The sequence below is a fragment of the Paenibacillus sp. J22P143 genome (assembly GCF_059692035.1).
Window position 1 is genome coordinate 119,159 of sequence record NZ_JCAUAQ010000013.1, and the last position, 23,941, is coordinate 143,099.

26 protein-coding genes and 2 pseudogenes are annotated in these 23,941 nt (G+C 41.8%); 7 read left to right on the forward strand and 21 right to left on the reverse strand.

What is annotated here, in order from left to right; all coding sequences use genetic code 11:
* Nucleotides 1-51: 51 nt before the first annotated feature.
* The 7 genes and pseudogenes from AC58PQ_RS18350 to AC58PQ_RS18380 form a co-directional block, all read right to left on the reverse strand.
* Nucleotides 52-480, reverse strand: coding sequence for a GNAT family N-acetyltransferase (locus tag AC58PQ_RS18350; RefSeq protein ID WP_497243992.1), 429 nt, complete (start codon nucleotides 478-480; stop codon nucleotides 52-54).
* 230 nt (nucleotides 481-710) lie between these two features.
* Entirely contained in the window at nucleotides 711-908 is a 198-nt protein-coding gene (locus AC58PQ_RS18355; protein WP_497243994.1) for a hypothetical protein, read from the reverse strand.
* A 32-nt stretch (nucleotides 909-940) separates the two neighbouring features.
* Nucleotides 941-1,372 (reverse strand): DUF6557 family protein, encoded by a 432-nt coding sequence (locus AC58PQ_RS18360; RefSeq protein WP_497243996.1) that lies wholly within the window; start codon nucleotides 1,370-1,372, stop codon nucleotides 941-943.
* Between the two features lie 498 nt (nucleotides 1,373-1,870).
* Nucleotides 1,871-2,605, reverse strand: a pseudogene (locus AC58PQ_RS18365) (APH(3') family aminoglycoside O-phosphotransferase); the annotation flags it as partial.
* Between the two features lie 79 nt (nucleotides 2,606-2,684).
* Nucleotides 2,685-3,158, reverse strand: a complete 474-nt coding sequence (locus AC58PQ_RS18370) for a hypothetical protein (protein ID WP_497243998.1) — start codon at nucleotides 3,156-3,158, stop codon at nucleotides 2,685-2,687.
* A gap of 110 nt (nucleotides 3,159-3,268) precedes the next feature.
* Nucleotides 3,269-3,979 carry a YebC/PmpR family DNA-binding transcriptional regulator gene (locus tag AC58PQ_RS18375; RefSeq protein WP_497244000.1) on the reverse strand — a complete coding sequence of 237 codons (711 nt, stop codon included), beginning with the start codon at nucleotides 3,977-3,979 and terminating at the stop codon, nucleotides 3,269-3,271.
* 144 nt (nucleotides 3,980-4,123) lie between these two features.
* On the reverse strand, nucleotides 4,124-4,948 hold the full coding sequence (locus AC58PQ_RS18380; RefSeq protein ID WP_497244002.1) for a phytanoyl-CoA dioxygenase family protein: 825 nt from the start codon (nucleotides 4,946-4,948) through the stop codon (nucleotides 4,124-4,126).
* A 194-nt stretch (nucleotides 4,949-5,142) separates the two neighbouring features.
* On the opposite strand from AC58PQ_RS18380, the gene AC58PQ_RS18385 reads away from it, so the two are divergent.
* Entirely contained in the window at nucleotides 5,143-5,943 is an 801-nt protein-coding gene (locus tag AC58PQ_RS18385) for an AraC family transcriptional regulator (protein WP_497244044.1), read from the forward strand.
* Nucleotides 5,944-5,994: 51 nt separating this feature from the next.
* Here AC58PQ_RS18385 and AC58PQ_RS18390 read toward each other — a convergent pair whose 3' ends face one another.
* From AC58PQ_RS18390 to AC58PQ_RS18400, 3 genes are all read right to left on the reverse strand, one after another.
* A complete protein-coding gene (locus tag AC58PQ_RS18390) occupies nucleotides 5,995-7,944 on the reverse strand; it encodes a glucosidase family protein (protein ID WP_497244004.1) in 1,950 nt (649 codons plus the stop codon).
* A 207-nt stretch (nucleotides 7,945-8,151) separates the two neighbouring features.
* Nucleotides 8,152-8,385, reverse strand: coding sequence for a hypothetical protein (locus tag AC58PQ_RS18395; RefSeq protein ID WP_497244006.1), 234 nt, complete (start codon nucleotides 8,383-8,385; stop codon nucleotides 8,152-8,154).
* Between the two features lie 336 nt (nucleotides 8,386-8,721).
* Nucleotides 8,722-9,576, reverse strand: a complete 855-nt coding sequence (locus tag AC58PQ_RS18400; protein WP_497244008.1) for an AraC family transcriptional regulator — start codon at nucleotides 9,574-9,576, stop codon at nucleotides 8,722-8,724.
* A 140-nt stretch (nucleotides 9,577-9,716) separates the two neighbouring features.
* On the opposite strand from AC58PQ_RS18400, the gene AC58PQ_RS18405 reads away from it, so the two are divergent.
* Together AC58PQ_RS18405 and AC58PQ_RS18410 are read left to right on the forward strand one after the other, a co-directional pair.
* Nucleotides 9,717-10,583 carry a phytanoyl-CoA dioxygenase family protein gene (locus AC58PQ_RS18405; RefSeq protein WP_497244010.1) on the forward strand — a complete coding sequence of 289 codons (867 nt, stop codon included), beginning with the start codon at nucleotides 9,717-9,719 and terminating at the stop codon, nucleotides 10,581-10,583.
* A 407-nt stretch (nucleotides 10,584-10,990) separates the two neighbouring features.
* Nucleotides 10,991-12,148 (forward strand): hypothetical protein, encoded by a 1,158-nt coding sequence (locus AC58PQ_RS18410; RefSeq protein ID WP_497244012.1) that lies wholly within the window; start codon nucleotides 10,991-10,993, stop codon nucleotides 12,146-12,148.
* On the opposite strand, the gene AC58PQ_RS18415 is transcribed toward AC58PQ_RS18410, so the two are convergent.
* The 3 genes from AC58PQ_RS18415 to AC58PQ_RS18425 are packed head-to-tail and all read right to left on the reverse strand — an operon-like array spanning nucleotide 12,113 to nucleotide 12,881.
* Nucleotides 12,113-12,475, reverse strand: a complete 363-nt coding sequence (locus AC58PQ_RS18415) for a hypothetical protein (protein ID WP_497244014.1) — start codon at nucleotides 12,473-12,475, stop codon at nucleotides 12,113-12,115. The genes AC58PQ_RS18410 and AC58PQ_RS18415 overlap by 36 nt on opposite strands.
* 15 nt (nucleotides 12,476-12,490) lie before the next feature.
* Nucleotides 12,491-12,643, reverse strand: a complete 153-nt coding sequence (locus AC58PQ_RS18420; RefSeq protein WP_497244016.1) for a hypothetical protein — start codon at nucleotides 12,641-12,643, stop codon at nucleotides 12,491-12,493.
* A 19-nt stretch (nucleotides 12,644-12,662) separates the two neighbouring features.
* Nucleotides 12,663-12,881 (reverse strand): beta-L-arabinofuranosidase domain-containing protein, encoded by a 219-nt coding sequence (locus AC58PQ_RS18425; protein WP_497244018.1) that lies wholly within the window; start codon nucleotides 12,879-12,881, stop codon nucleotides 12,663-12,665.
* Nucleotides 12,882-12,891: 10 nt separating this feature from the next.
* Here AC58PQ_RS18425 and AC58PQ_RS18430 point away from each other — a divergent pair.
* Nucleotides 12,892-13,125 (forward strand): annotated as a pseudogene (locus AC58PQ_RS18430) (helix-turn-helix transcriptional regulator); the annotation flags it as partial.
* 113 nt (nucleotides 13,126-13,238) lie between these two features.
* Nucleotides 13,239-14,321: a YncE family protein gene (locus AC58PQ_RS18435; protein WP_497244020.1), complete on the forward strand. Its 1,083-nt coding sequence runs from the start codon at nucleotides 13,239-13,241 to the stop codon at nucleotides 14,319-14,321.
* On the opposite strand, the gene AC58PQ_RS18440 is transcribed toward AC58PQ_RS18435, so the two are convergent.
* From AC58PQ_RS18440 to AC58PQ_RS18475, 8 genes are all read right to left on the reverse strand, one after another.
* The gene (locus AC58PQ_RS18440; protein WP_497244022.1) at nucleotides 14,250-14,567 is read right to left on the reverse strand and encodes a cupin domain-containing protein; all 318 of its coding nucleotides are present in this window, start codon (nucleotides 14,565-14,567) and stop codon (nucleotides 14,250-14,252) included. The genes AC58PQ_RS18435 and AC58PQ_RS18440 overlap by 72 nt on opposite strands.
* A 55-nt stretch (nucleotides 14,568-14,622) precedes the next feature.
* Entirely contained in the window at nucleotides 14,623-15,249 is a 627-nt protein-coding gene (locus AC58PQ_RS18445) for a S26 family signal peptidase (RefSeq protein WP_497244024.1), read from the reverse strand.
* A 417-nt stretch (nucleotides 15,250-15,666) separates the two neighbouring features.
* On the reverse strand, nucleotides 15,667-16,560 hold the full coding sequence (locus AC58PQ_RS18450) for a Gfo/Idh/MocA family protein (protein ID WP_497244026.1): 894 nt from the start codon (nucleotides 16,558-16,560) through the stop codon (nucleotides 15,667-15,669).
* A 170-nt stretch (nucleotides 16,561-16,730) separates the two neighbouring features.
* Nucleotides 16,731-16,922 carry a hypothetical protein gene (locus tag AC58PQ_RS18455; protein WP_497244028.1) on the reverse strand — a complete coding sequence of 64 codons (192 nt, stop codon included), beginning with the start codon at nucleotides 16,920-16,922 and terminating at the stop codon, nucleotides 16,731-16,733.
* 80 nt (nucleotides 16,923-17,002) lie between these two features.
* The gene (locus tag AC58PQ_RS18460) at nucleotides 17,003-17,821 is read right to left on the reverse strand and encodes an ADP-ribosylglycohydrolase family protein (RefSeq protein ID WP_497244030.1); all 819 of its coding nucleotides are present in this window, start codon (nucleotides 17,819-17,821) and stop codon (nucleotides 17,003-17,005) included.
* The gene (locus AC58PQ_RS18465) at nucleotides 17,815-18,981 is read right to left on the reverse strand and encodes an oxidoreductase family protein (protein WP_497244032.1); all 1,167 of its coding nucleotides are present in this window, start codon (nucleotides 18,979-18,981) and stop codon (nucleotides 17,815-17,817) included. Before AC58PQ_RS18465 ends, AC58PQ_RS18460 begins: the two co-directional genes overlap by 7 nt.
* A gap of 122 nt (nucleotides 18,982-19,103) precedes the next feature.
* Nucleotides 19,104-19,682, reverse strand: a complete 579-nt coding sequence (locus AC58PQ_RS18470) for a DUF3238 domain-containing protein (protein ID WP_497244046.1) — start codon at nucleotides 19,680-19,682, stop codon at nucleotides 19,104-19,106.
* 92 nt (nucleotides 19,683-19,774) lie between these two features.
* Nucleotides 19,775-21,391 (reverse strand): TolB family protein, encoded by a 1,617-nt coding sequence (locus tag AC58PQ_RS18475; RefSeq protein ID WP_497244034.1) that lies wholly within the window; start codon nucleotides 21,389-21,391, stop codon nucleotides 19,775-19,777.
* A gap of 287 nt (nucleotides 21,392-21,678) precedes the next feature.
* On the opposite strand from AC58PQ_RS18475, the gene AC58PQ_RS18480 reads away from it, so the two are divergent.
* Together AC58PQ_RS18480 and AC58PQ_RS18485 are read left to right on the forward strand one after the other, a co-directional pair.
* Nucleotides 21,679-22,200 (forward strand): RNA polymerase sigma factor, encoded by a 522-nt coding sequence (locus AC58PQ_RS18480; protein ID WP_497244036.1) that lies wholly within the window; start codon nucleotides 21,679-21,681, stop codon nucleotides 22,198-22,200.
* Between the two features lie 7 nt (nucleotides 22,201-22,207).
* Entirely contained in the window at nucleotides 22,208-23,590 is a 1,383-nt protein-coding gene (locus tag AC58PQ_RS18485; protein ID WP_497244038.1) for a DUF4179 domain-containing protein, read from the forward strand.
* The last annotated feature ends 351 nt before the right edge of the window (nucleotides 23,591-23,941 follow it).

Here is a 23,941-nt window from a genome sequence, read left to right on the forward strand (position 1 = left end):
CATGGGTCACACCGCTTTTATCTACTATTAATCCTAGTTCAAGGAGGTGCTTTACTCTAAAATGAGATTGAAAACCTGTTGTGACTTCACATTCGTATAACCAATTCGATTGTAAAACGCATGTGCTTCATTTCTTTGCCCACCTGAACGTACTCTGACTGAACCATATCCCTTTGCTTTAGCCCATTCTTCACATTGACGCATAAGCTGCTCACCAATTCCCTTACGCTTATGAGCATGATCGACAACTAGACCTCCAATTTCTGCAAAATCAGGGCTCTCAATTAAATGCCTGCCATGCACATGTACCCAGCCAATAACTTCACCTTCTAACTCCATTACGAATACCGCATTGTCATCATCTTGCAGCAGGTTTGTTAAGCGTTGAAGGATTTGATCTTCTGCCGCTGGATAACCTAATTGATTTGATAATTTGGATATATCTGAAGCGTCCGTTGTTTCGGCGGTTCGTAAAATCATTTTATTTAGCCTCCAGTAGTCAAAACTTTTATTATTGAACTCATATATCACGCAATAACAATTCAAAGTCCTCATTTATGTCTGTTTTAACAAGTTGGCAGCCCTTATCCTCATACCCAAATACGCTGAAATTCGTATTCGTGATATAGAAGTTCTTTAACTTCAAAAAACTGGATAGAGGAAAATCATGTCTATACCAACATTCCCTAAAACCAACAATACCGTGTGTTTTAATTAGGACGTCCATGCTTCGTTTGTGACTTCAGCTCATCTTTAGGTACACAGGCTGTAATAACATGTATAAGTGCTGATAAAAAATCATCTAACGCATTTGTCATATAACTTGTTGTAAAGTAGCACGTAGTCTGGTCTATTTCAATATATCCATCAGCCCATCCTAATCCTGACAGTCTATATTCAAATTTCAAGTTAGTACCTCCCTTAAAACAAAATCCATGTTTTATATAGCCCCTTTGTCATCAAATCCATAATAAAATGTCATCTCCCAAAGGCAGTGGGCAATAAAGCTTTTGTTTGTCATTGTTTGTATAGAGTGTTCGTCCATGTAATACCCAAGCCACTCACGAAATTTGCTAGAAGCCAATGAGTAACCAGTCCACTCGTCATCTTTCCCACAAACATCAAAATGAAGTGAAACATCTTCCTCATTGGAATCTTTTATACATAGTGACTCCCCATCTTTGTTTTCTTTAAATACGTTAATGTAAATATACATGTTAGTTTCGTTTACCAAGGGTAGAGATATTTTCAATCTCTCATAAAGAGTTCTATACTCCCCAACAAACTCTTTTTGGTTTGGATAATGATTATTCAGCTTAGCCCATACATTCACAAAACTTGTTCCAACAAGCAACTGTTTAAAAGTAAGCATTGTTTCTCCTTCCTTAAAATTCCTCTTTGATGTAGTTATGCTTTGTTGCTATCATAGCGGTTCACCAGAGGCAATATAAAATGCAATTGCTTAGCGTCTTGATCTCCCAAGAAAAGAATCTATTTCCCCAATACCTAACATGAAAGCTATGTTCTAAATAAATCTCAACCATCCCCATTTTACAATTCCAAACAGAATAAAGAGCAGACAAAAATTATAGATACCCAAAATAATAAAGCCAACTTTGGAAAGTTTTCAAAGACTCCATGATATACAACAAAATATGTATCTTGATATGAAAAATCTTCAGTTTTCGTTTTGCCAAACACTTTCAATATTAAACTGAAATTCCATGCAAACATGACTATCTGAACGACAACTGCAAAAATGATTCCTTGCCATATTGTTGATTTTATAAAATCACTCATAACCAAGTCCTTTTTTTCATAATAATAGAGCCCCACTACGATAATAGAAGATAATTATTTGTTTTATCGCTTAAAAGAACTCGTCCATGAGCTGATAGTAATCAACTTTAGATTCATCTAATTCTGTTAGACCATAATTATCAAGAAAGGCATGTACATGCTCATTGCCAAAGTTAGATTTTATACTTCTGATTGCCAAGGCTAAATCCTGATATCTGTCTGCAACCCCAGCCCTACCCCAATCAATAAATCCATGAACCTTCCCATTATGTATAATGATATTAGGTAAGCAGCAATCGCCATGCGTAAAGACTAAGTCCTCATTCATAGGCTTTTTGCTAATTAGCTCATTAAATAAATCTTTTGCCGTTGATCCTTGTCTTTGTTGGTCAAAATCATCTTCATTTACAAGATTATTTTCTACTCGTTTTTTAGCTTCATTTATCTTACTCTCTAATCTTTGACTAAAAGGGCAACTTGCAACTTGTATGTCATGAACTGCTCTCAGACCATATGCCAATTGCTGCATTAACTGTGGTTTCATCCTTTCGAAGGACTTATCAGAAGCATTATTACCTTCGATTTCGGTTATTAGCAAATATTCATTAGAATCGTCTTGACCATAATAAACAATCTCTGGGACAGGCAATTTGCCTTGTAACCATGTCAATCGTTCTTTCTCATTCATTAGGCTTTCAACAGCGGTGAGGGATTGAATTTTTAAGTATAGATTAAATGAATTACCAATCAATAAGTACGTTTTTGATTCTGACTGACCAATCGTAATTCTCCTCCACGTATATCCGTTTAAGTTCCTGCATGATTGTTCCCCTCACTTTCAATTCAATCAATTACTTATATTACAACATGTATAACAACAGCTTTCATTGATTGCTCTTAAATGGGTCCGTTTCAACTTCGCCTTTGAGAGTCAAAAATAGTTTTCCTGTCCCATCATTAAAATTCCAAAACAAAGTATTGTTAATTTGAAATAAGTGTAAATTATAAGAGGAATTGGTTTCAAGTTTAACTTTGAATCCCTCCGATTCGATTCGGTTTATTATATTTTCGTAAGTAATAGGTAATTTTACAGTTTCAACTTTATCAATTGAGTGAAATAATACTGCGAATTGTTGTCCGTTTTCGTCTTTTGCCACACAGATGAATGGTTTAGTAAAGTAGGGGAGCGATGCAACCTCAGTTAATTTCATCGAAGAAAGTTTTGTCGTATAGCCTTCTGTAATATATAGTTTGTCTTCTGCCACCGCTTCATTGATTTGTTGGGAACTCATCTCGCAGCCGATAAACGACAAACTTATAGTTAATAGCATTATAAACTGTACGATTACTCGTTTCATTACTTGACCTCCAACCTTTTTCCAAGAATATTTCCAGACTGGATAGCCACTAACATAAAAAACTCACTCCCTGTATGATATTATTCCATACAAAAAGTGAGTTTATCTTCCTATTCCAAGTTATGATACACCTGCTGTACATCCTCTAAATCTTCCAGTGCATCAATCATTTTATCGAATTGGACTTGTGCGTCCTCTGATAAAGTGATGTTATTCTGCGCAATCATTGTCAATTCAGCAACGGCAAACTCCGTGATGCCAGCTGTTTTCAAGCATTCTTGAACGGCATGGAACTGTTCTGGCTCCGCGTAAACCATGACCATCTCATCTTCTTCAAGAAGATCACGAACGTCTACATCCGCTTCCATTAGAATTTCCATGATTTCATCTATGCTCTTATTTTCAATTCCGATAGCCGCTGTGGCATCGAACATATAAGCAACAGAGCCAGTTACGCCCATATTGCCGCCATTTTTACTAAATGCCGCTCGCACTGAGGACGCCGTACGGTTCACGTTATTCGTCAATGTGTCGACGATGACCATGGAACCATTAGGTCCAAATCCTTCATAACGAAGCTCTTCATAAATCTCGTCTGAGCTGCCTTTGGCTTTATTGATGGCGCGGTCAATGATCGCTTTCGGTACGTTATACGTTTTGGCCCGTTCAAGGACGACCTTCAACGCACGATTCGATTCCGGATCTGGTTCACCTTTCCGTGCTGCTACATAAATTTCAAGTCCGAACTTCGCGTAAACGCGACTCGTACTTGCATCATTTGAGGCTTTCTTTTCTTTTATGTTATTCCATTTACGTCCCACTATGGATCCCACTTTCTATTATGATGTCATTCCCTATCATAACCTATTTTCATCCCATTTTAAAATGCTTCCATACCACAAGATGATTTGGTCAATATAGATAATAGCAAATTTCAAGCGGAGTGGGGAGTCTTTTACACCATTTTATTTAAAATGACCTTTGGGCTTTTTGCCGCTCCATCTCTCGTCTACCTTCTCGTTGACAGACTGGTATCTTGCATCCACACTGATCCGATAGTGATTCGTCGTATTCTCGAGTGAGCAATGCAGCAAGAACATGCCGAAAATAAGGACATCCCCTGCTTGAAACTCCGTTGTTGCCCACTTGCCGCCAAATTTCTCTGTAATAACCAGCGGATCATCTGTGTAGTGCCCAATCCCATCGCGATCCGAATCTTTCGTACCATAGGATTGCTTTAATTTCTCAAATCGATGTGAACCCAAGCAAATGGCTAGGCCGCCCATTTCATACGATACGTCACCAAGTGGCGACCACACCGTATACACATTCTGAGTACCTCTTCCCATATAAACAATATCATAGTGCGCCCCAGTGAAATCTCCTTTGCCTACCGCCCGAAGCCACTTGTAATGATACGTTAGTGAGGGTTCACCCAGGAATTCATCGAAAAATCGCATGATATGCTCGCCATTTAAAACATTCAGCAGCGCGGGTAAATCTTCATTGGTTCCACCCATGAAAATCGTCTTACTTCCATCAGCCATGACGCCTTCTTCGAGCTGAGTGTCCCGATCGAGCTTGCCCATTTGGGCCATTTTCTCCAAAATACTTCGCCGCGCATCCATCACGCTCTCTCGTGAATGAAATCCGCGAATGAGTAAGTAACCGTCTTCTTCCATCCGCTCACGTAACGCTTCAATATCATGGAAAATATCATTCGAGCTTCTTAACTCCGTTAAATGCTCGCCATTCAATTCTAATTCGCGGTTTCCTACTTTGACCATCATGTGTACATACACTCCTCGTGGACATGTGATATGTGTCTTATGATTTAAATGTAAGGGAAAAGAGCAAAATCATCCATGGATCGCCATATGAAATACATGTATAATTGTACGTAAATCTAATCAATTTTACGGAATATGCCGCATTTTTCATGTATGACGGAACAATTTTAGGAGGTGTATAAGAAGTGTCCTTTATGGATATCCCGTATGGCTTACCTGACCAATCAGAAGTCCCTTCCTGCCAATTCATCTCGATTTGGAAAGTACAAGCCAATGATGCCTATCACGTTACCAAGAGCAATGGCTTCGATGTCCCTGGCCTATTTATCACCTATGAAGGTAAAGGGGTGCTCTCCCAATCTAATGAAACCTACGAACTGAATGCCGGCACCTACTTTATCGTTCAGGACAGCATAGCATCTTCCTATAAATGCCAAAATAATGACTGGAAGTTTTATTTTATTGATTTCAACTCGGTCGCTATGTCCACCTATTTGCAACTTCCCGTCGGTGAGGTCGTTTCATCTGGAAAAATCGGCGAGGCTCTGCAAAAGTGTGAGCGTCTCATTGAAACGCTGATTGAACAGCCGACAGGCTGCTCGTATGCCGCTAATATCCTATTGCAGGAAATTTTGCTCCTCTTCGCCAAAGAACAATCTGTTACAACGATGTCCCAGCATAAAGAGCTGAACAAGACCCTCATCTATATTCACAAAAATATGGACAAAACCATCCGGGTTGAAGAGCTTGTGCTCCTTAGCGGTTTGGCCCGAACGACATTTTTTACGCGATTTCGAGCCATAACTGGACTATCTCCTAGCGATTACATGCTGAGGCTCAAATTAGAGTCCGCCAAAGTATCTCTCGAGACGACAACTTTATCGGTCAAAGAAATTGCAGCTAACCTACATTTTTATGATGAGTTTCATTTTTCCAAATTGTTTAAGAAGAATTACGGCCTGTCCCCTAGCACGATACAACGTTCTAAAAAGTAAAAACCCTCATCTAGACAACACGGACTTGTCTGATCAGGGCATCAAAGCACCTTACCATAGCTTGATCGCGATTGGGGAATCCTGATTCCACAGATAGGTTTCCTTATTATCAGGAGTCGTACATTCTACAATCACCGCTTGCTCACATCGGGAGACGACAAGATCGAAACATGAATCGAACGCTCGGATTGAACGAAGCGTCATCGTGTCCCACCCCTCAGGTAGTCGGGGACAGCATGTAAAAGAGCTAAGACCCGTGGGGACAATGCCAAATAACCCTTCGATAATCACTCGCGCGTATAGCGCACTTTCTGCTGAGAGATGCCGTTGATTGCCTTCGGGAAAAGCTTCAACCGCGTATGGAACGTGTTCGCCAAGCAACCTGTTACGGGAATATTCGAGCAGATGTTTCATTCCCTCCTCGGTTTCACCCGAATAGAGAATACCGCGCAGCGCATACAACGTAGAACGATCCCAATACGTGGTTTCACCCGCCTGCGTGACAAGTCCGCCGTTCACCCACAATCGGGGGGATAACAATGCTGCGATGGTCTGATCCTTGCGATCCAGGATATCCATGGTCAGCGGCACACAAATCCACGAACGCAGAATGTCGTTTCCTTCGTAATAACGGTAGGTTTCATACCCCTCAATTGTTGCGCCAAAATGAGATTCAATCGCTTGACGTAGTCTACCTGCCTCCTCCTCCAAACTAGAAGCAGTGCCTGGAATACTTAGTTCGCGCGCTAAATGTGCCGCGGAAATCAGAGCTCCATACGCCAGGGAAGAAGTGAACAGATTGGCATCACCACTTGGAAACCGGTTCTCCAGTTCATCCGAATCGGAAGCAACAACACCATCTTTGGTTAACTTCTGCCTGCAAAATGCCAGACACCATTCTATCGCTGGCCAGAGCTCCTCCGCTATCCGCCGACTGCCGCTCGCGAGCGCAAACCGTGCTGCCCCATAGGCATACATCGCCGCATCCCCTCGATCACCGGCCCCTTCCCAGATATCTACCCCTTCGGCAATGATGGAAGAAGGAATCGGGTGGTGGTCCGTTCCCATGAACGGCATGTAAAGTCGGTAGGCATTCAGTGAAGCTTCCATCGCGGCCTTATCACCTAAAAAAGGAAAAAAAGGTCCAGCATATTCGGCTTGATCGTTTGTCCAGACAGCGGCATAATAAGAGCCGCCTCCGGGGCTGTGCATCAAACCGCCTTTGGTGCGAAAAATACTCTCCGCCGCGCGGATTTTGGCAAGATCAAACATCCGGTTCAAATGAGGCTCTGGTGTTTCGAGCTGCAAAGAAGAACCGAGCTCCTTCAAGAATTGCCGCCGCTTCGCTTCCTCTACGACGACGTCCAGACTTTCTTGTGGCGTCTGTATGGTAGAAGCGCATATCCAACCCATGAATGCCAACGATTCTCCTGCTTCCAGTACCACGGTTGCTGGCGCATCATGTCCCGCTTCCACTGCATACATCCCCTTCGTACCTCTGCGATAATGTGATCTTGCGATCCGCTCTATCTCAAGCTGTATAGCATCCTCCGTCATATTCTGAACCTGTACGCGTTCTAGCGCATACGGTTTATCTCGCGCCGGAAAAACAGTTCTGCGTACCAAAACCCCTTGATCGGATACGGATGCCATCTGAAGAATCCCATCGAAAGTGATTCTGAATAGTTTTTCTTGGACAGGTTGACCCCCTACACGTATACTCGGCAAAAGCCCCTGTCCAAATTCCTCTATTAAACTAGCATGCGTATCATTCGGGATCGTGCGCAGTCCAGGCCAAACCACTTTGCGTCTTAGCATAACGCCGCCTTCCGTATCTACGCCGTACGTCACGATGAGGGAAATCTCTTTGCCGCTCATTTCTACATGATCTTGGTGAGCAAGGTCGCCGAGTTGAATGTCCCAAACGATTCCAGCCTCTTCACTTATACGCCAACGCATCCTTTCCTCCACATTGGACTGGTTGGAATCAGATGTAGCCATGTGGGAGTCCCCCCTTCCTGTTCTATTTAACCTTACTTCGATCGGATAACTTCTATGACAATTTGATTGGCAAGCGGTGCTTCTCTAATAAAATAAACCCCAACCAGTGTATTCTATGGCGGGGTTCATTTTTATGTCTTCGTTCTTAAGTTCTTTACTTGTTGAATTTGATCTGTGCTTTTTTTAACATGGACATTCAGATTTTTGTTATTGCTTCAATTTATCAAACACCTTTTTCTCAGAGTCTGTAAAATCGTCATAACTATCCATGTAGGTTATAATGTTTTCAAATTCCGAATAATCAATTATTCTCTTTTTTGATTCAGAGTACTGTTTACATGTATTGGTTTCTCCATTAACTATGGTATAGGCATCACCAACTACATATAAGGTTTCTTTTATTTTTTTATATTTCAATACTCTTTCATCTAGTATTTTCATACTATTCTTACTATTAAACATTTCTAACTTTACAAAGTCGGGATATTTTCCAATCTGGAATTTACCGTCACCAACTAACTCTTATGTATCTTTTCCAACCGAATAATTAATTGTGTGCTGCTGACACCCCGACATACTTATAACCAGAATTACAGCCATTACTATCTTGATTATCTGCTTCATATTACCTCCTAAATAGAACCATACCCGTGCTGACCATCAAGTTAACCACGTCATTCTGTCTGTTTTGAAGGTGATACACAGGCAAACAACTGGAATAATCAGGACAAACGACAAAACCGGGATTTAACGAGTACGGTTTTACCATTTTCCTTACTAACTTTTCCGCCTCCGAAACTCCGTTGGTGACACCCCATGAAATAGCGTGAATTGTTTCGTAAAATGGTGGACCGACGAATACCCGAAATCCTCCGCAATGGCCGTAATAGAGCGGTTGCTTTCCCACAGGGCTGCTTCCGCTTGCCTCATAATGGCCTGAGTCCAATACGCTTTGGGCGAAATGCTAGTAGCTTGCTTGAAAAGCGAATGAAATTGGGTTTTGCGTAGCCCACATTGGCTCATCCATCCGTCATAGCCTCGACTTGCGTTCGCTTCCCTATCCATTCGTTCGATAATCGGGATAATTCGGTAATCCATGAATGAGGTCGTCGAAGCGATTTGTACAAGCTCTAACAGGAATGCTTTGACGAGATTGCTTACGATTATATCCATGTAGGGGGCATTTTTCCTCAACTGGGTCACAGCGTGTATGAATAATTGCCCAAGTGACGCATCATGCTGGATTGGTGTAACTATAGGGAGCAATGCCAACTCTGGACACGGGACAATAGGCGTCAGCAAGTCACGATTGAAGTCAGACTCGTCCCAAACGAGATGTTGACTGCTCTCCAATTTATAATTCCAGAGATCACAATACAGGTTGTAGGTGGTTAACGGATGTTCTGGATGGGCGTAAAAGGAGTGACTCACCTCAGGTGGAAAATAAATCAGATCACCTTTCTTCACAGGAAATGTTTTACCCCGGGCGGTAACCGTTCCTTTGCCACTTTCAACGAGATGAAAGGCATAGCAGTACCCGATCCTGCCGACCTCAGCTTGGTTTCGTTCAACAGGAAATCGATAATAATGGCCTACTCGTACATAGGGATTAACGGAAGATAAGGAAGTCATATGAACCCTCACAATCGTAAGTAAATAGAGAAATGAATGATCGGAAGAATTGATCAATTGACGAACGCAGAAGCAAATACAACTACCATATGAAATGTTATTATCTTCTATATTACAACACATCTTGGAGGGTGAGTAGGATGAACAAGCAATTTAGAAGCGGAAGTTTAACTACCGAGCAATCTCAGTTTTATGAGGAACAAGGCTATCTCATCATCCCTCATTTATTGTCGGAGGAGGACTTAGCCTCTGCACGCGAAGCGATGACTCAGAAGGTTTCAATGATTGCGGATGAACTGTTCGCAGATGGACTTATCACGGATAAGCTTGAGGATCGGCCATTTCCAAACCGCTTAGCTGAGCTATTTCAGAATTTGTCCGCCGAAAACTTCCTGAAATACGGCCGTAGCTGGCGTGATCGCATCCCTGGCTACTTCACGCTGATGAGCAACCCAAAAATTCTGGATGCGGTAGAATCGTTAATTGGCGGCGAGCTATTCGCTAATCCGGTATACAACGTGCGCCCGAAGGTCCCGAAAGTGGCTGCCGGCGCAGTTCCTTGGCATCAAGATAAATCGTATTGGCCAGATGCAAATGCGAATCCCGTTATTACGGTATGGATCCCGCTAGTCGATGCGAATGAAGTGAATGGCTGTCTCCATATCAAGCCCCAGACACATCGCAAACGTGTGCTTAAGTGGCATCGTGAAACCTACACAGGAACAGGATATACCGCGCTCAAAGATAGTCAGCTTGGCAAAACAGAAACCGTTGCCCTGCCTGTACCTGCAGGAAGCGCGATTCTGTTCAACGATCGCTGCCTCCATATGTCCACTCCGAATACGTCCAGTGAGGTTCGCTGGAGTGTTGATCTGCGCTACCAGCCTACAGATCAAGATCCCATGCTTCAGCATGGGGTCGGATTTCTTGCCAGAAGCTATAAATATCCATCACGTGTGGCTACGCTCGAGGATTGGCTGGCAGGTAGGCCTGAGCACATGAACTAATTTTCAGTTCAGCAAAGAAGTAAGTGAACGAAAAAAAACAAGCTAAAGTACTCGCTTCAGCTTGTTTTTCAATTTGACTATAACGTTACCTTATACGTACGAATCTCATACAGTTTAATAAATAACGCCAATGTGTTCCCCGGGATCACTTCACTTCACCGATAAGCCTCTTCATGAGATCGCATTCCTACCACGATTTCACTAGATAATCACTCGTGACCGTCAGGTTATGACGGTTATGAATTGTGTAAAAATGGCATATGACGTGGTGCCTTCAGCAACTACTATAGGGGCCCATTGTTAAGCCTTTACTGGAAAATTCGACTTAGCAGGCCGCAGAAGCGCACCGTGGATTCGAGTATCTCCTCGATTTTCGCTCCGACGCGTCCGAGTTACTCGAATTTTTCGTGTATCTCCTTGATTTTCGCTCCGGCTCGTCCGAGATACTCGAATTTTTCGTGTATCTCCTCGATTTTCGCTCCGGCTCGTCCGAGTTACTCGAATTTTTCGTGTATCTCCTTGATTTTCGCTCCGGCTCGTCCGAGATACTCGAATTTTTCGTGTATCTCCTTGATTTTCGCTCCGACGCGTCCGAGTTACTCGAATTTTTCGTGTATCTCCTCGATTATCGCTCCAGCTCGTCCGAGATACTCGAATTTTTCGTGTATCACCTTGATTTTCGCTCCGACGCGTCCGAGTTACTCGAATTTTTCGTGTATCACCTTGATTTTCGCTTCGACGCGTCCGAGTTACTCGAATTTTTCGTGTATCTCCTTGATTTTCGCTCCGACGCGTCCGAGTTACTCGAATTTTTCGAGTATCTCCTCGATTTTCGCTTCGACGCGTCCGAGTTACTCGAATTTTTCGTGTATCTCCTCGATTTTCGCTCCGACGCGTCCGAGTTACTCGAATTTTTCGTGTATCTCCTCGATTTTCGCTCCGACGCGTCCGAGTTACTCGAATTTTTCGTGTATCTCCTCGATTTTCGCTCCGGCTCGTCCGAGTTACTCGAATTTTTCGTGTATCTCCTCGATTTTCGCTCCGACGCGTCCGAGATACTCGAATTTTTCGAGTATCTCCTCGATTTTCGCTCCGGCTCGTCCGAGATACTCGAATTTTTCGTGTATCTCCTCGATTTTCGCTCCGACGCGTCCGAGTTACTCGAATTTTTCGAGTATCTCCTCGATTTTCGCTCCGGCTCGTCCGAGATACTCGAATTTTTCGTGTATCACCTTGATTTTCGCTCCGGCTCGTCCGAGATACTCGAATTTTTCGTGTATCACCTTGATTTTCGCTCCGACGCGTCCGAGTTACTCGAATTTTTCGTGTATCTCCTCGATTTTCGCTCCGACGCGTCCGAGTTACTCGAATTTTTCGTGTATTTCCTCGATTTTCGCTTAGGCGCGCTCGAGTTACTCGAATATCGGCTAAGCAGACCGCGGCACAACTATCAGCAAAAAGCCCCTCGGATTCCCGGAGTGCCTACAAATGTCACTCGCTTTACTCGCCACCCTTGCGAATCCAAACAGTCATCTCATCTCGCCTACACCACGGTTGCCCCATAGGTAATAAGGCACCGCCTTCAGCTTCACTCGCTCAGAAGCCTTCTGCTGTGTAAGTGGACGGTACGGCGTTTCTTCCGACCAAGATGCCGACTCATCGGCCAGGCTTTCTGCCCCAACTACGATCGCTCCACCTAACAATCCTGCCTCGTAACTCGCTTCCAGTTTTTGCGCAGTTATAATTGATACGGATGCCAGCAGAGTACCATTGTCCACTTCTTCCAGACAATAAACGAGAGGTCCGCGTTCGATGGCAACTTTGCCAGCGTTAGTCCTGATCTCGGGATGTGCGGTGGTCAACTGAGATTCCAAAACAAGCTCCCACTCCACGATGTCGCCCTGCCCCTATTGCTGCTCAACCGATGCATAGCCATTTACCGTTTCATACGTCGTCAGAACACCGTTGATTTTCAAAACAGCGCCGAGATAGCCCCATGAAGGGATGCGCAGCGCTAGAGTAAACTTATCTTTCGGAGCCGTCGTTAGCTCTAATCGCACATAATCTTCCCACGGGAGTTTAGGTAAAAGCAACTTCGCCAACGGCAAGCTCGAACCGCGCCTCACTGCCGATGAATAGATGCATATAGACCTTATTTTGCTCAGGAGCCTTGACATGGTGACGACCAGGATTCCATTCAGAAGCCTTCGGCAAAACCTCCAACGGATTCACGTAAAAATAATGCTTGCCGTCCTGTGACATGCTGCCGATGACGTTGTTGTACAGCGCCCGTTCCATAACATCTGCATATCACCCTAATTATATCGTCAGGTGTATGAAGGAGATCTATGACTGCACGCCAATGGCATATCTGCACGCGTACCGAATTGAGCAAGCCAAGCTGCTGCTAATCAAAACGGAGTGGTCCATCGCGCGAATTGCCGAGCATATTGGCTTTCTCCATGCACCTTACTTCTCCAACTGCTTCAAGGCAGCTACAGGCATCTCGCCACTTCGGTTCCGCAAGCAGTACTCGCCGTAAATGCGGTTAGAAGTAGCATCATGACCATTCAGTCCAAATAATTGCCTAGTTCCCTACCAACAAGGTCGTGAATATGTTGGAAGTACCACATCTCATTGGGAAGGGGATTCAGCATGCTTTTCCGTAAAGCTGTCCGAGTTTCGAAGCTCAGAATCAAAGCATCCTTGCCACGCCTAATTGCAACTATTCCTGTCAGTAGTCCAGCCCAATACTTTGCCATCAATCCGATAACGAATCGTGTATACTTCATTCAAGACGACAACAGCCTTGCCGTTCTGGATACTACAACAAATAAAATCATAACCACCATTAAGGTTGGCAAAATGGCCTACTACATGGCCGTCAACACGCGGACGAACCGTATTTATGTATCTAACTTCTATGATGGTTCCGTTTCCGTCGTAAACGGACTTACGAACCGAGTCATCGCCACGATTAAAGTGGGGGAACGCTGTGACAACATCGAAGTTAATCCCCGAACGAATCGCATTTATGTGTCGACGATCTCCTTAGCTTCGATGAAAGGCAAACTCGTTGTCCTGAACGGAGCTACCAATAAAGTACAAACAAGAATACCTTTTAATGGACGCCCTTCTCATATTGTCGTTAATGAAAGGACCAATCGTATCTATGTAACGAATACGACAACGGATACGTTATCCATCATTAATGGCGATACCCAGGGAATACTTACTACCGTAAAAGTCGGAAGAAATCCCGTCATAACGCCCGTCCTAGATCGGAAAACAAATCGACTATATGTTGCTAATAACTTAAGTCGTTACTGTTCGGTTGTCGACCTCCGAACGGCGAAAGTTCGTAAGATTCAGCTCGGCAGACTACAAAGGGAAATCACGATTAATCCCATTACGAGTCGGGTTTATGTCTCAAGCGCACAAATCTCCGTGAAGGGCCGAGTGTTTGTCATCAATAGCGTGACGAACAAAGTCATTGGCTCTTTAACCGTGCCTGCTTTTGCGGATGTGCTTATTAATCCGAAAACCAACCACCTGTTCATTTTAGAATCGACTGATTCTGGAACAGCTCCATTAATCGTTTATCATGGCAGCAGCTTGAAGCCACTCACAAAGCTCCAACTTGGCAAAGGATCTGGTGCTTTGTTGTTAGACCCGCGCACGAATCGCATTTATGTAGGCGGTGAAAATAAGATTTCCGTTATTCAGGATACAGTGTAGACTGACACCCATATATAGAACAGCGGCAGCCTTAGACTTGAAAACAAGTCTAAGACTACCGCTGTTTTCATCTTGTGACTTATTAAACATTTGGTGAGGCATCAGAGGTGGAACCTCGATCCTCTCTTGTTGATGTAAGACAATTACTTTATCGCCAATCTCCATAGTTGCTGTACCAGTTAGGACAAAGAAAAATTGACGAGCTTTTTGATGATAATGCCTTACTTCCGAAGTATTTATCGGCATCCGTTCATACGGTTGGCTCGTTTCAGTATGCCTGCACTTTATTTCAAACTACCCACTACTTTTCCGAGTATACTATCTTTTGAAATCGGACCATAATGTCTGCTATCTCCGCTCCGCTTCGAATCCAATCATCGCCAATAATATAATACTGCCCGTCATGGACGTTGATTTCTTTTTTGTTGGTTTCATCGCTGTCCTGAATAATCTTAATCACTTTATCGATGTTCTCCAAATTCGAATCATTCTTAATCACTTTATTTAATTCTTCTACGTCCATTCCACCCCAAAGTGCTTGACCATAAAATGTATCGAGTTTTCTTCCATTGATAAAGATTCGACCTTTTTCAATTCGAATAGTTTCTCCAGGAAGCGCTATTACCCTAGAGATCTCTGTATCTGGCGATCCATTATTGGTTATCGCCGCCTGTGGCTTTTGATAGTAAACGATGTCGCCTCTTTGAACGGTATGAGATGTGTAATAGTTCGGATCGATAACAACATCAGACCCAGAGAACTCCGCATGTCTACGAGCCATATTATCATTCATATGCTTGTAAAGAATCATTCCTTCGACGACTTTTACTTTGGTGACTTCTTCTGTAGTGTGGTTATCCCGTAACGGCTCTTGAGAACAAGCGGTGAAAAAGATTATACAAAACATGAACACAATCAATCGATTCACAGGTACACCTCCTAATCATCCTTATCACCATTATATGACTAAAAAAGAGAAACTCATCTAAATAATTCCAACTGCTTTATGAATCATTACATCCGTATAGAAAATAAAATATCCCCGACCTCTTTAGGAGTCGGGGACTTTGTGTTGTCACGATTAGAATTCTTACAACTGGCAAGCACAATCAGTCAGTCAGAGAAGTCCATCCCCTTCCCGTCCGAATCGCCTCAATAATACGTTGATCGCGATATCCCTCTCGGAAAGTGGGATAGGATTGATAAGTCTCACCCTTGATATCGGCAACAAAATCCCGAAAAAAGACATTCCATTTATTCTGTTCACCATTACCAGTATCCGGATATCCCTCTTTGAATCGTTCAGGCAGTGTTTTTGAAATAGTTCCCTCAGGGCCAACAATACTTACATCATAAGAAAAGAAACCGTTTGCATATATATCGTTCCGCTTTCGCCATAGATTCGAAAATACGGGTTGGTAGGAGAGAATGGCACCATGGCGTCTAACTGAATAACGCAAGTTAAGCTGTCTCCTGATGGAAGACGATATTCCATTATGGCATTAAACGCTGTTTCTGCATCAACCGATTTCCATTCGACGGCAGCAAGCGCCTCAGCGCTAGGAATCGCTAAGGATTGCCGATGATCATGAATCTCACCAAGAACAGGTGCCTTCTCTCTACCGAGTCGCGCTTCACCCATCACGCGGATGGGTTCACTGCCAAAAACCTTTGTCAGAATCCCTAGATAGTGCGTCAGAGCATTATGCAGCACCCCACCGCCGAGCGAGAGATCACTTGACCACGTCCATGGGGATTTCGAGTTGTACTTGGGTATGAAGGCGAAAATCTCTACCGCCTTTATCCGTCCGATTGCTTCCGTACGAACAAGTTCTTGAATCCAAGAGGTAGAAGGATCATACGCTTGAGTGGCTGCGTAAGCATGCTTAATGCCTGCAGCTTCAACTTCATTCAGCATTCGTTTTGCTTCAGCTGCAGACGTTGCAAGGGGCTTCTCACAAACAATGTGCGCTCCTTGGGCAAGTGCCTCAAGGACAACATCCTCTCGTAATACAGCAGGTGTGGCCAGGGAAATGATATTAGGCTTCAATTCACGTATTGTGGCACGCCAATCCGTCGATGCTGCAGGAATATTGAGCCTGTCTGCAACCCCTTTTACAACATTAGCGTTACGAGCGCAAATAGCGACCACTTCAACACCAACACTTCTCAATCCTACAGTATGACCTTCCCCAGCCCAACCAGCACCAATCACAACTGCCCGTAGTGGCACACTCATTTTCGAACCACCTCCACTTAAACAATAAACTCAGGCACATGCAATAATCGTTTTTTTGCTTATGTAGGAAGCGATTCCTCATGTATACAAAATGTATCACATGTTTTGACATGATACAATATGGAATAAACAGCCCGTTGAGTTGTAGGTGTACACACGTTTATTCGACATCAATGGATAACAATCTTCTGTTGTCCATTGAGCTCTGAGATGGTATACATTTCAGATTTAACTGTAAATATTTCGATCAATTCAAGCGCCCGTTCATTTGATACTTCTTCAGGGATATAGAAATCCAATGGCTTCTTCTCCCCAGTAAGTGGATGATAGCGTACATCCTTAAAAGTTATTTTATTATTCATGTTTGAAGATTCAATCCTTCCATTTTTTCAATAATAATTTTAGGCGGCTATTAATCAGACTATTTTCTTGTCAGCGGCACTTATACTGAAATGTTGTACCTGTCATTGAATGATCCAATTATTTGCCTTAACTTGAGATCGAGTTTAAGCATTACTTCGGATATCATATCCTTTGGAATTTCCTTATAGTAAGCATGTGCAATACCACCAGTAATACATGCTATCGTGTCACTGTCTCCACCAATGGATATAGCCTTTCTAATTGCATCTTCAAAATCTTTTGATTCTAAAAATGCAATTATCGCTTGTGGGACCGACCCCTGACAGCTTGGATCAAAAGCATAGTTTGGCCTTATGTCGTCTAGTCTTTGCTTGAGATTATATTTGAATCTCTGCTGAATAAAAGATTGAATTTCATCTTTTGATCTATTGTTTCTCGCTAGAAAGACTGCACAAGCTACGGCTTGAGCACCCTTGATACCTTGCCTATGATTGTGGGTCACTAATGCTGATCTTCTGGACTCAATCATCACTTCTTCTAAAGAACTAAAGGCAAATCCTATCGGGCTCACTCTCATAGCTGATCCGTTTCCATAACTTCTGTATGGTTTGGGGTTGTTACTCAAAACCCATTCCTCAAACTTTTGACCATACCCAACATTAGGATACCATCTAGCGTATTGCCTTAATTTATTTGCATATAATCTCTTACTTGCGTAATAATCAAACAGCTTATTTCTTTGTTTTTTCTTGCTTAGAATAGCATCAGCTATGGCTACTGTTAAAACAGTATCATCTGTAAATCTCGTGAACCTATCATAGAGTTTAAACTCCGTAGATTTGGTATTATGCCACTCAAAGACTGAACCAATTACATCCCCTATTACAGCGCCTAACATCGTTCACCACCCTTTGTTAAATGTAACATCAACATGTCTGCTTCTAACGCCATTTCCCTATGAATATTAATAATTTGTTCAAGTCTAAAAACTCTTTCTTGAAGCTCTGTGTTTTGGGGATCTTCCTCTAACTTAGCGGCTAATGAAAAGAACTGAGGTACTTCCCATACGCTTCGTAAAGCAGTGCTTAGACAGTAACCATATCTAGCCAGTCCTTCGTCACCCTGCCATCCCATATCTTTTAATCCTACAATATAAGCATTAAATAAAGAAGCTTGAAAAGCATAGTACTGATCAGGGGGAATAATACCCAGACTCATGTTCACACCAAACATCTTGGCAAGGTCTTCCCCGATGCCCGATATACTCATAAATTGCCAATCTATCAGCACTAATTGTTCGATCTTCATAGAATCCTTTACCAGCAGCATATTCATTTGGCTCAAATCTTGATGTGCTAGCACACGTGGCAAGCCCTCGAGAGAAGATAAGTTGTTTTCGACCTGTTTATTAAAATCCTGAAACCATGCCCATATGCTACGCTCATTGTCCTTATGTAAATCATTTATGTAAGCATCTGAATTAGGCGCATACATTCGACTTGCTGCTATCCATGACTTTAGCCAATCTCTGCATATCCATTCCTGATCAGGTATTGATTTTCCCGTAAGATATGTCCCATTAAAACGTCCAAGCTGACGAGCGATAAAGTCAAACTGCTTCTGTGATTGTGCATAATACCCTTTAATATGTTCCATCCATAACCATATTGTACCATCCTGCTGCTCTTCAACAAGAAAGCTCTTTGCAGTTTGAATTGAATCGGGTAGATCATCTAAAAGCTTTGATTCAAAAATCAGTGCTTCCCGACGCCAATAATTGTGATGTAGAGATTCTTCTTTCTCTGTACTATCGGTTTTAATAACTTTTAATATGATCGACCATGGCAATTGCTCATTATTAATTTTTACAAAACCATGAAGATGAAAGATACCTGCCGTAGTAAAATTTGGTTTTTTATAGCCTAAATCGTCACATGTTATTGTTAGATGTTCTATTGCAACTTCACCAAACATAATTTGGAGACACTCGTAGATTTGTTCCAATTTGTTCTCTATAGGCAAACGTGTATTATTATGAATCAACAGTTCTCCCCCCATAGTACCTCCCATAATCATGTCCTGCCCATTAACTTAATAAACGAAAGAGGAGCTCTGCCCTGAAGCAGACTCCTCAACTATGCTTTTTCGTTATATAAAAGTCAACTTTAAGTCAAACTTTCTTATGCTTCAAAATGATACTCCATCTCTCCAGCCATTGCCGCTGGCGTATCACCAGTCTTTCGAAAGTCATGGGCGTGAAGGAGTTGAAAATCCCCGAAATCCACTTGTTTATAAAACTCATAACACGGAAACCCATCATGACTTCCCTTCACCTTCACGGTACCATCCTTATGCGCATTAATTTGCAGTGCGTAATCTACAGTTGGAGCATCAGGCCTAAGTGGATTGCTTGCGCTCGCTCGCATAGTTAAAGATACTGTGTCCCCGTACCACACTTCATCTTCAACGTGAATACCGTCTGTAGACGCTTTTCCTTGTTTGTACTCGACAGTTCCGTCAGGGGTTGTCATTTTAAGGACAGTGACACCTGTATCGGAAAAAGAGCTAATTCGTTGCTTAACGAAGTCAATGATGACCTCTTGCTCAACACGGCAACGCCCAGTGTTTCCCGCGTTCGGAGTGAATTCCCTTGCATCACCCTGATATTCATAAATCATGCCTGTAGAATCTTGAATGGGGGGGAGATATAACATACCTCCGATGAACACACTTGCTCTAATTTTGATTAATTCTGCCATCATATATGTACTCCTTACCGACTCGAAATATTGAAGAATGCTATTTATAGTATTCGATGATTATTACTACTTTCCTGTTTTGTAACGATCCATTAATTAGGTAAGTCCATTTCTACGACTTCTTCTGTTTTCTTTTCGTTATCAGTCTTCTTATACATAAACTTGTTATCGCTCACCCAACCAAGCGCAATGTATTCAATACTTGGATTAGGTCTCGTAAGAGTCTTAATTTCTCCGGTGTTTAAATTTAGAAGCGAGACATAATGGGAAAAGCCCGTTTCTGTTTCTTTTACATAAGGTGAATTTAAGTCCACGCTTTCGGTATACAGAACATAGTCAGAAGTTGGGGAAAAATAAGGTAGTCCACCAAACTTCCTGACAGTATAAATACTATTACTTTGTATATGTACAACCTTTACGTTCTCTGTATAAGATATACCTGAGTTGAACATTACATAACGGCTATCATTCGACCAAACAAAATTATCAACCATTTGGTTAGCGATTACTAGTGTCGGATTATTTCCACCCACTTTCCAGACCCAAATATCTCCGACACTTTCTTTTTTATCACCTTTAACGAAGACGACTGTCCGATGATCAGGAGACCAAATATCCTTAAATACATCTTTCTTAGTTTGTTCGTATAAAGGTCTCGAAATTTCCCAGTACTCCGCAATCGTCAATTTATGGTCGCCGTCAATTATAGATTTCTTACTTCGTATATCGTATTTATATTTTATGCTCTCGTCTAGCAGATCGTTATTTTGCACTTTATAACTATTTTTATCGTAACTAATCGTATTTGCATCAAGCCAACCGATAGCACTATAATCACTGGTTTCATTACCTTTATAAATAATCGTAGAATTATTATCAGCAATACTATGTAGTTTTAGATCATAAACTTCACCTGGGTCCATATAGTGTCCTTTAACGGTGTCCATCCTATTATCTTCACTTGCCGCGGAAAATAACATATTTCTTCCATCCGGTGAAAAGTAAGGAAGATGAACATAACTAAGTGTCGTTACTTCTTTTACCTCTTCTGCAGAAAATAATGTTCCTTGACGTAATACATATGTCCCCATATCGACAAACAAGTAATCACTGGTCGGTGACCAAAAAACATTACCAACATAATTTACTTTATTTAATGAGGATTTCGGGCTTTTATTACCCACTCGCCATATATAGAGGGTCATTTCGTCGTATTGGTAATTTGTAACGCTATACATAAAGGCAACGTATTTTTTGTTTGGGGATTCGATGATATCGAATACACCCTTTTGGTTCCTTAATACAGTATTTATTTCTTGTAGTGTACCGTTACTGGCATCTATTGTTAGTTTCGGAGGTAAGATAGCTGGTCTTGGCGTACTGAGTGGTAAGCTTGTCATCATAGGTTTAGTAGGGACAGGAGTCTCTAGACTATTATTTTTCATTTCTGCCGCACTATTCGTATGGGTAGGACTTACTGATCGAGTCGAAATATCTTGATTCAGTCGAGGATCTGTAGGAGAAGGTACTATACTAGATGACGATGTTATACTTGGTGAAGGGGGCTTCTTCTCTGATGTGGTAATTGCTATTGTCGTAGGAGATTCTTTCGAGTTGGGTAAAGAGGAATCTTCGGTAGTTGTAGATTTACATCCTATGGTCAAAAATAAGATTGAAAGTCCTATAATTAAGCCCATTCGACTAAACAAAGTGACCTCACCTACTTTCCATAACGAACATCATTTCATTGAACTGTCTACATCTTTAAATTTATTCTCTAGTCAATTGGCTTTTCCTTTTATTTGTAATTAAAGAATGCTGCCCGATAAAGGAGCAGTTCAATCTCCCGGCAGCCTCATAACTGCTCTATACATAAACGTCAAGCACGCCGTTTCGGTTTATATTATTATGACGTTCTTTTTTATTTCAGCGGATCGAACCTTTTTTAATTTTTTTGGATATATACAGTAGTAAAATATTGAGGGGGTGAAATGAATTGAACATTTCTCGGGAAGAGGCGGAAAAGATATTTGAGGAACAGTCCGCTTACGTATACAGATTAGCTTTATTCCTAACCAAATCCAGAACCTTGTCCGAAGATATTATGCAGGATACCTTTATTCAAGTTTTTCAGGTGTATCCCCAATATGATGCTACAAGACCTATACAACCTTGGATTTACAAAATTACACTAAATACGGTTAGAAAGACGCTTCGCAAACGACAATGGACAACCTTTTGGAACAGGCAGCATAAGCATGAATCCTTGGAAGAGATGATCGTAAAAGATGAGGTAAACGAACAATTATGGGACGAGATTTCTTCCTTATCTTTTAAAAGTAGAGAAGTTATATATCTCCATTATTATCTTGATTTGAAGTTTACAGAGATAGCAGAAATTCTTGATATACCGATTGGCACTTGTAAATCCAGGTTAAATACGGCTTTAAAGTCATTGAGAAAGAAACTTCCGGAATGTGAGTATACAATGAAACCATCTAACAGATTTGGAGGTTAATCGTCATATGGATGAACGTAATTCTACTATTAAAAGAACTTTGAATAAAAAACTAGATCATGAGTTTCCATCTACATCTTTTAACCGAATATGGGAGCGAACATTGACAGACCACCCAATGCTGATTCGAAAAAGAGTTCAAAGTAAGCTTAAATATGGTTTTTTGATTACGGGTGTTAGTTGCGCATTGTTTGTAGTTTTACTTATTTCGACCCCAATGATACCGATTATGGCTCAATCACCTATTTTCAAATCTGTCTTCCAAATGATTGGTTTTTTCAGTGAAAAACATCCTGATCTGGGAGCTGTGACATCCGAAGTTCAGCAATCGGTTAAGGACGGTGATGTCAAGATTACAATCTCCGAGGTATACTACGACGGCTATGATCTAACTGCCAGCTATACAATGGAAACAAACCAAAGCGTCAAAAACGGTATGACCCCCTACGATATTGAATTCATTATTAATGATCGAAGATTTCCTGCAATCGTAGGATATGGAAAGCTGATTAATGATCATCAATATGCTGGAGTTATTCAAACCTATGCGGACGATCAATTATTGAAAGAACTATCGAAACAGTATGAAATGAATATAATGATCGGTAAAGTTGGTTATTCACTAGCGAACGGCGACATAGTCAACAAAGAAGGAAAATGGAATTTTTCATTTAACAGTCATATAGGGATGCTCAAAGAAGGAATTCATACACTAGATCTAATGAAAACTGTTCGCCAGCAGCATGTGCAATTCACATTACAGAAAATAAATTATTCAGATTCGTTCATTGATTTTATCGGTGAAACAAGTGTTGACATGGAAGGGAACAAACCTTTGCAGAACTATATCGATATGGAAGTCACTGATGAAAACGGACGCTCCCTTGAGTTAATCAATAGTGGTACGAAATACACTAGAACGGAAGGGCAAACGACCATAGATAAATGGAAAATATCCTCAAGAGTCACAGGCAAACTACCAAACTCATTGACGATTCGTCCATATTCGCTTCCTTTTGATCCTCCAAGAAAAGCAACAGTAGTGCCGGTGGATAATACCCCGACACAAGAAAGTCCATTCGTTGTCCAGCGCGGGAGTCTCGGCAGCTTGGAGTTGACTGGCATTTCGTTTTTATCCGATAAAACCCTTGTTTACTATCGAACTCTGGGCGAACAGCGATCTGATCACGATAATGCTGCATTTCGATTACTTACGGAAAATGGGAAAGAATTGGAAATGGTGGGTGAACGTACCATCGAGTCTGGAAATGACATGTTTGTTCGGGAGTTCCCACCCTTAGAACCGAAACAAAAGCTCAGCATAATTGTACAAGATCTGGTACCGAGAACTTATTTAAAGGATCTTGAAATGTCAATTCCTCTCCCGTAGTCGTTGCTTCCACTGCCCCTACTAACTCCCAATTAATCGAATGGAGCTGAGTTTTTTGGGTATTTTTCCCGAAAGCTTCCTTAACAATCCTGCGCGTTACATAAGAAAAGGCAACCAATCCACCTTGGATGGCTGCCTTTTCATGTTGTAATTGAACGTTATCGTTACTCCGTTAGCGTAAGGCCCGGAGTACCGGCCCTCATATTTGAGTCACCCCAATAAATTATTACCTATTAATTTATAATACTCTTCTAAATCCCATTCAGGATTCATCGATAACTTGTCAATAAATTCACTGAATGTATTACATATCTGTGGTAAAAACCTAATTAAATTCTTATCAAACCAAAT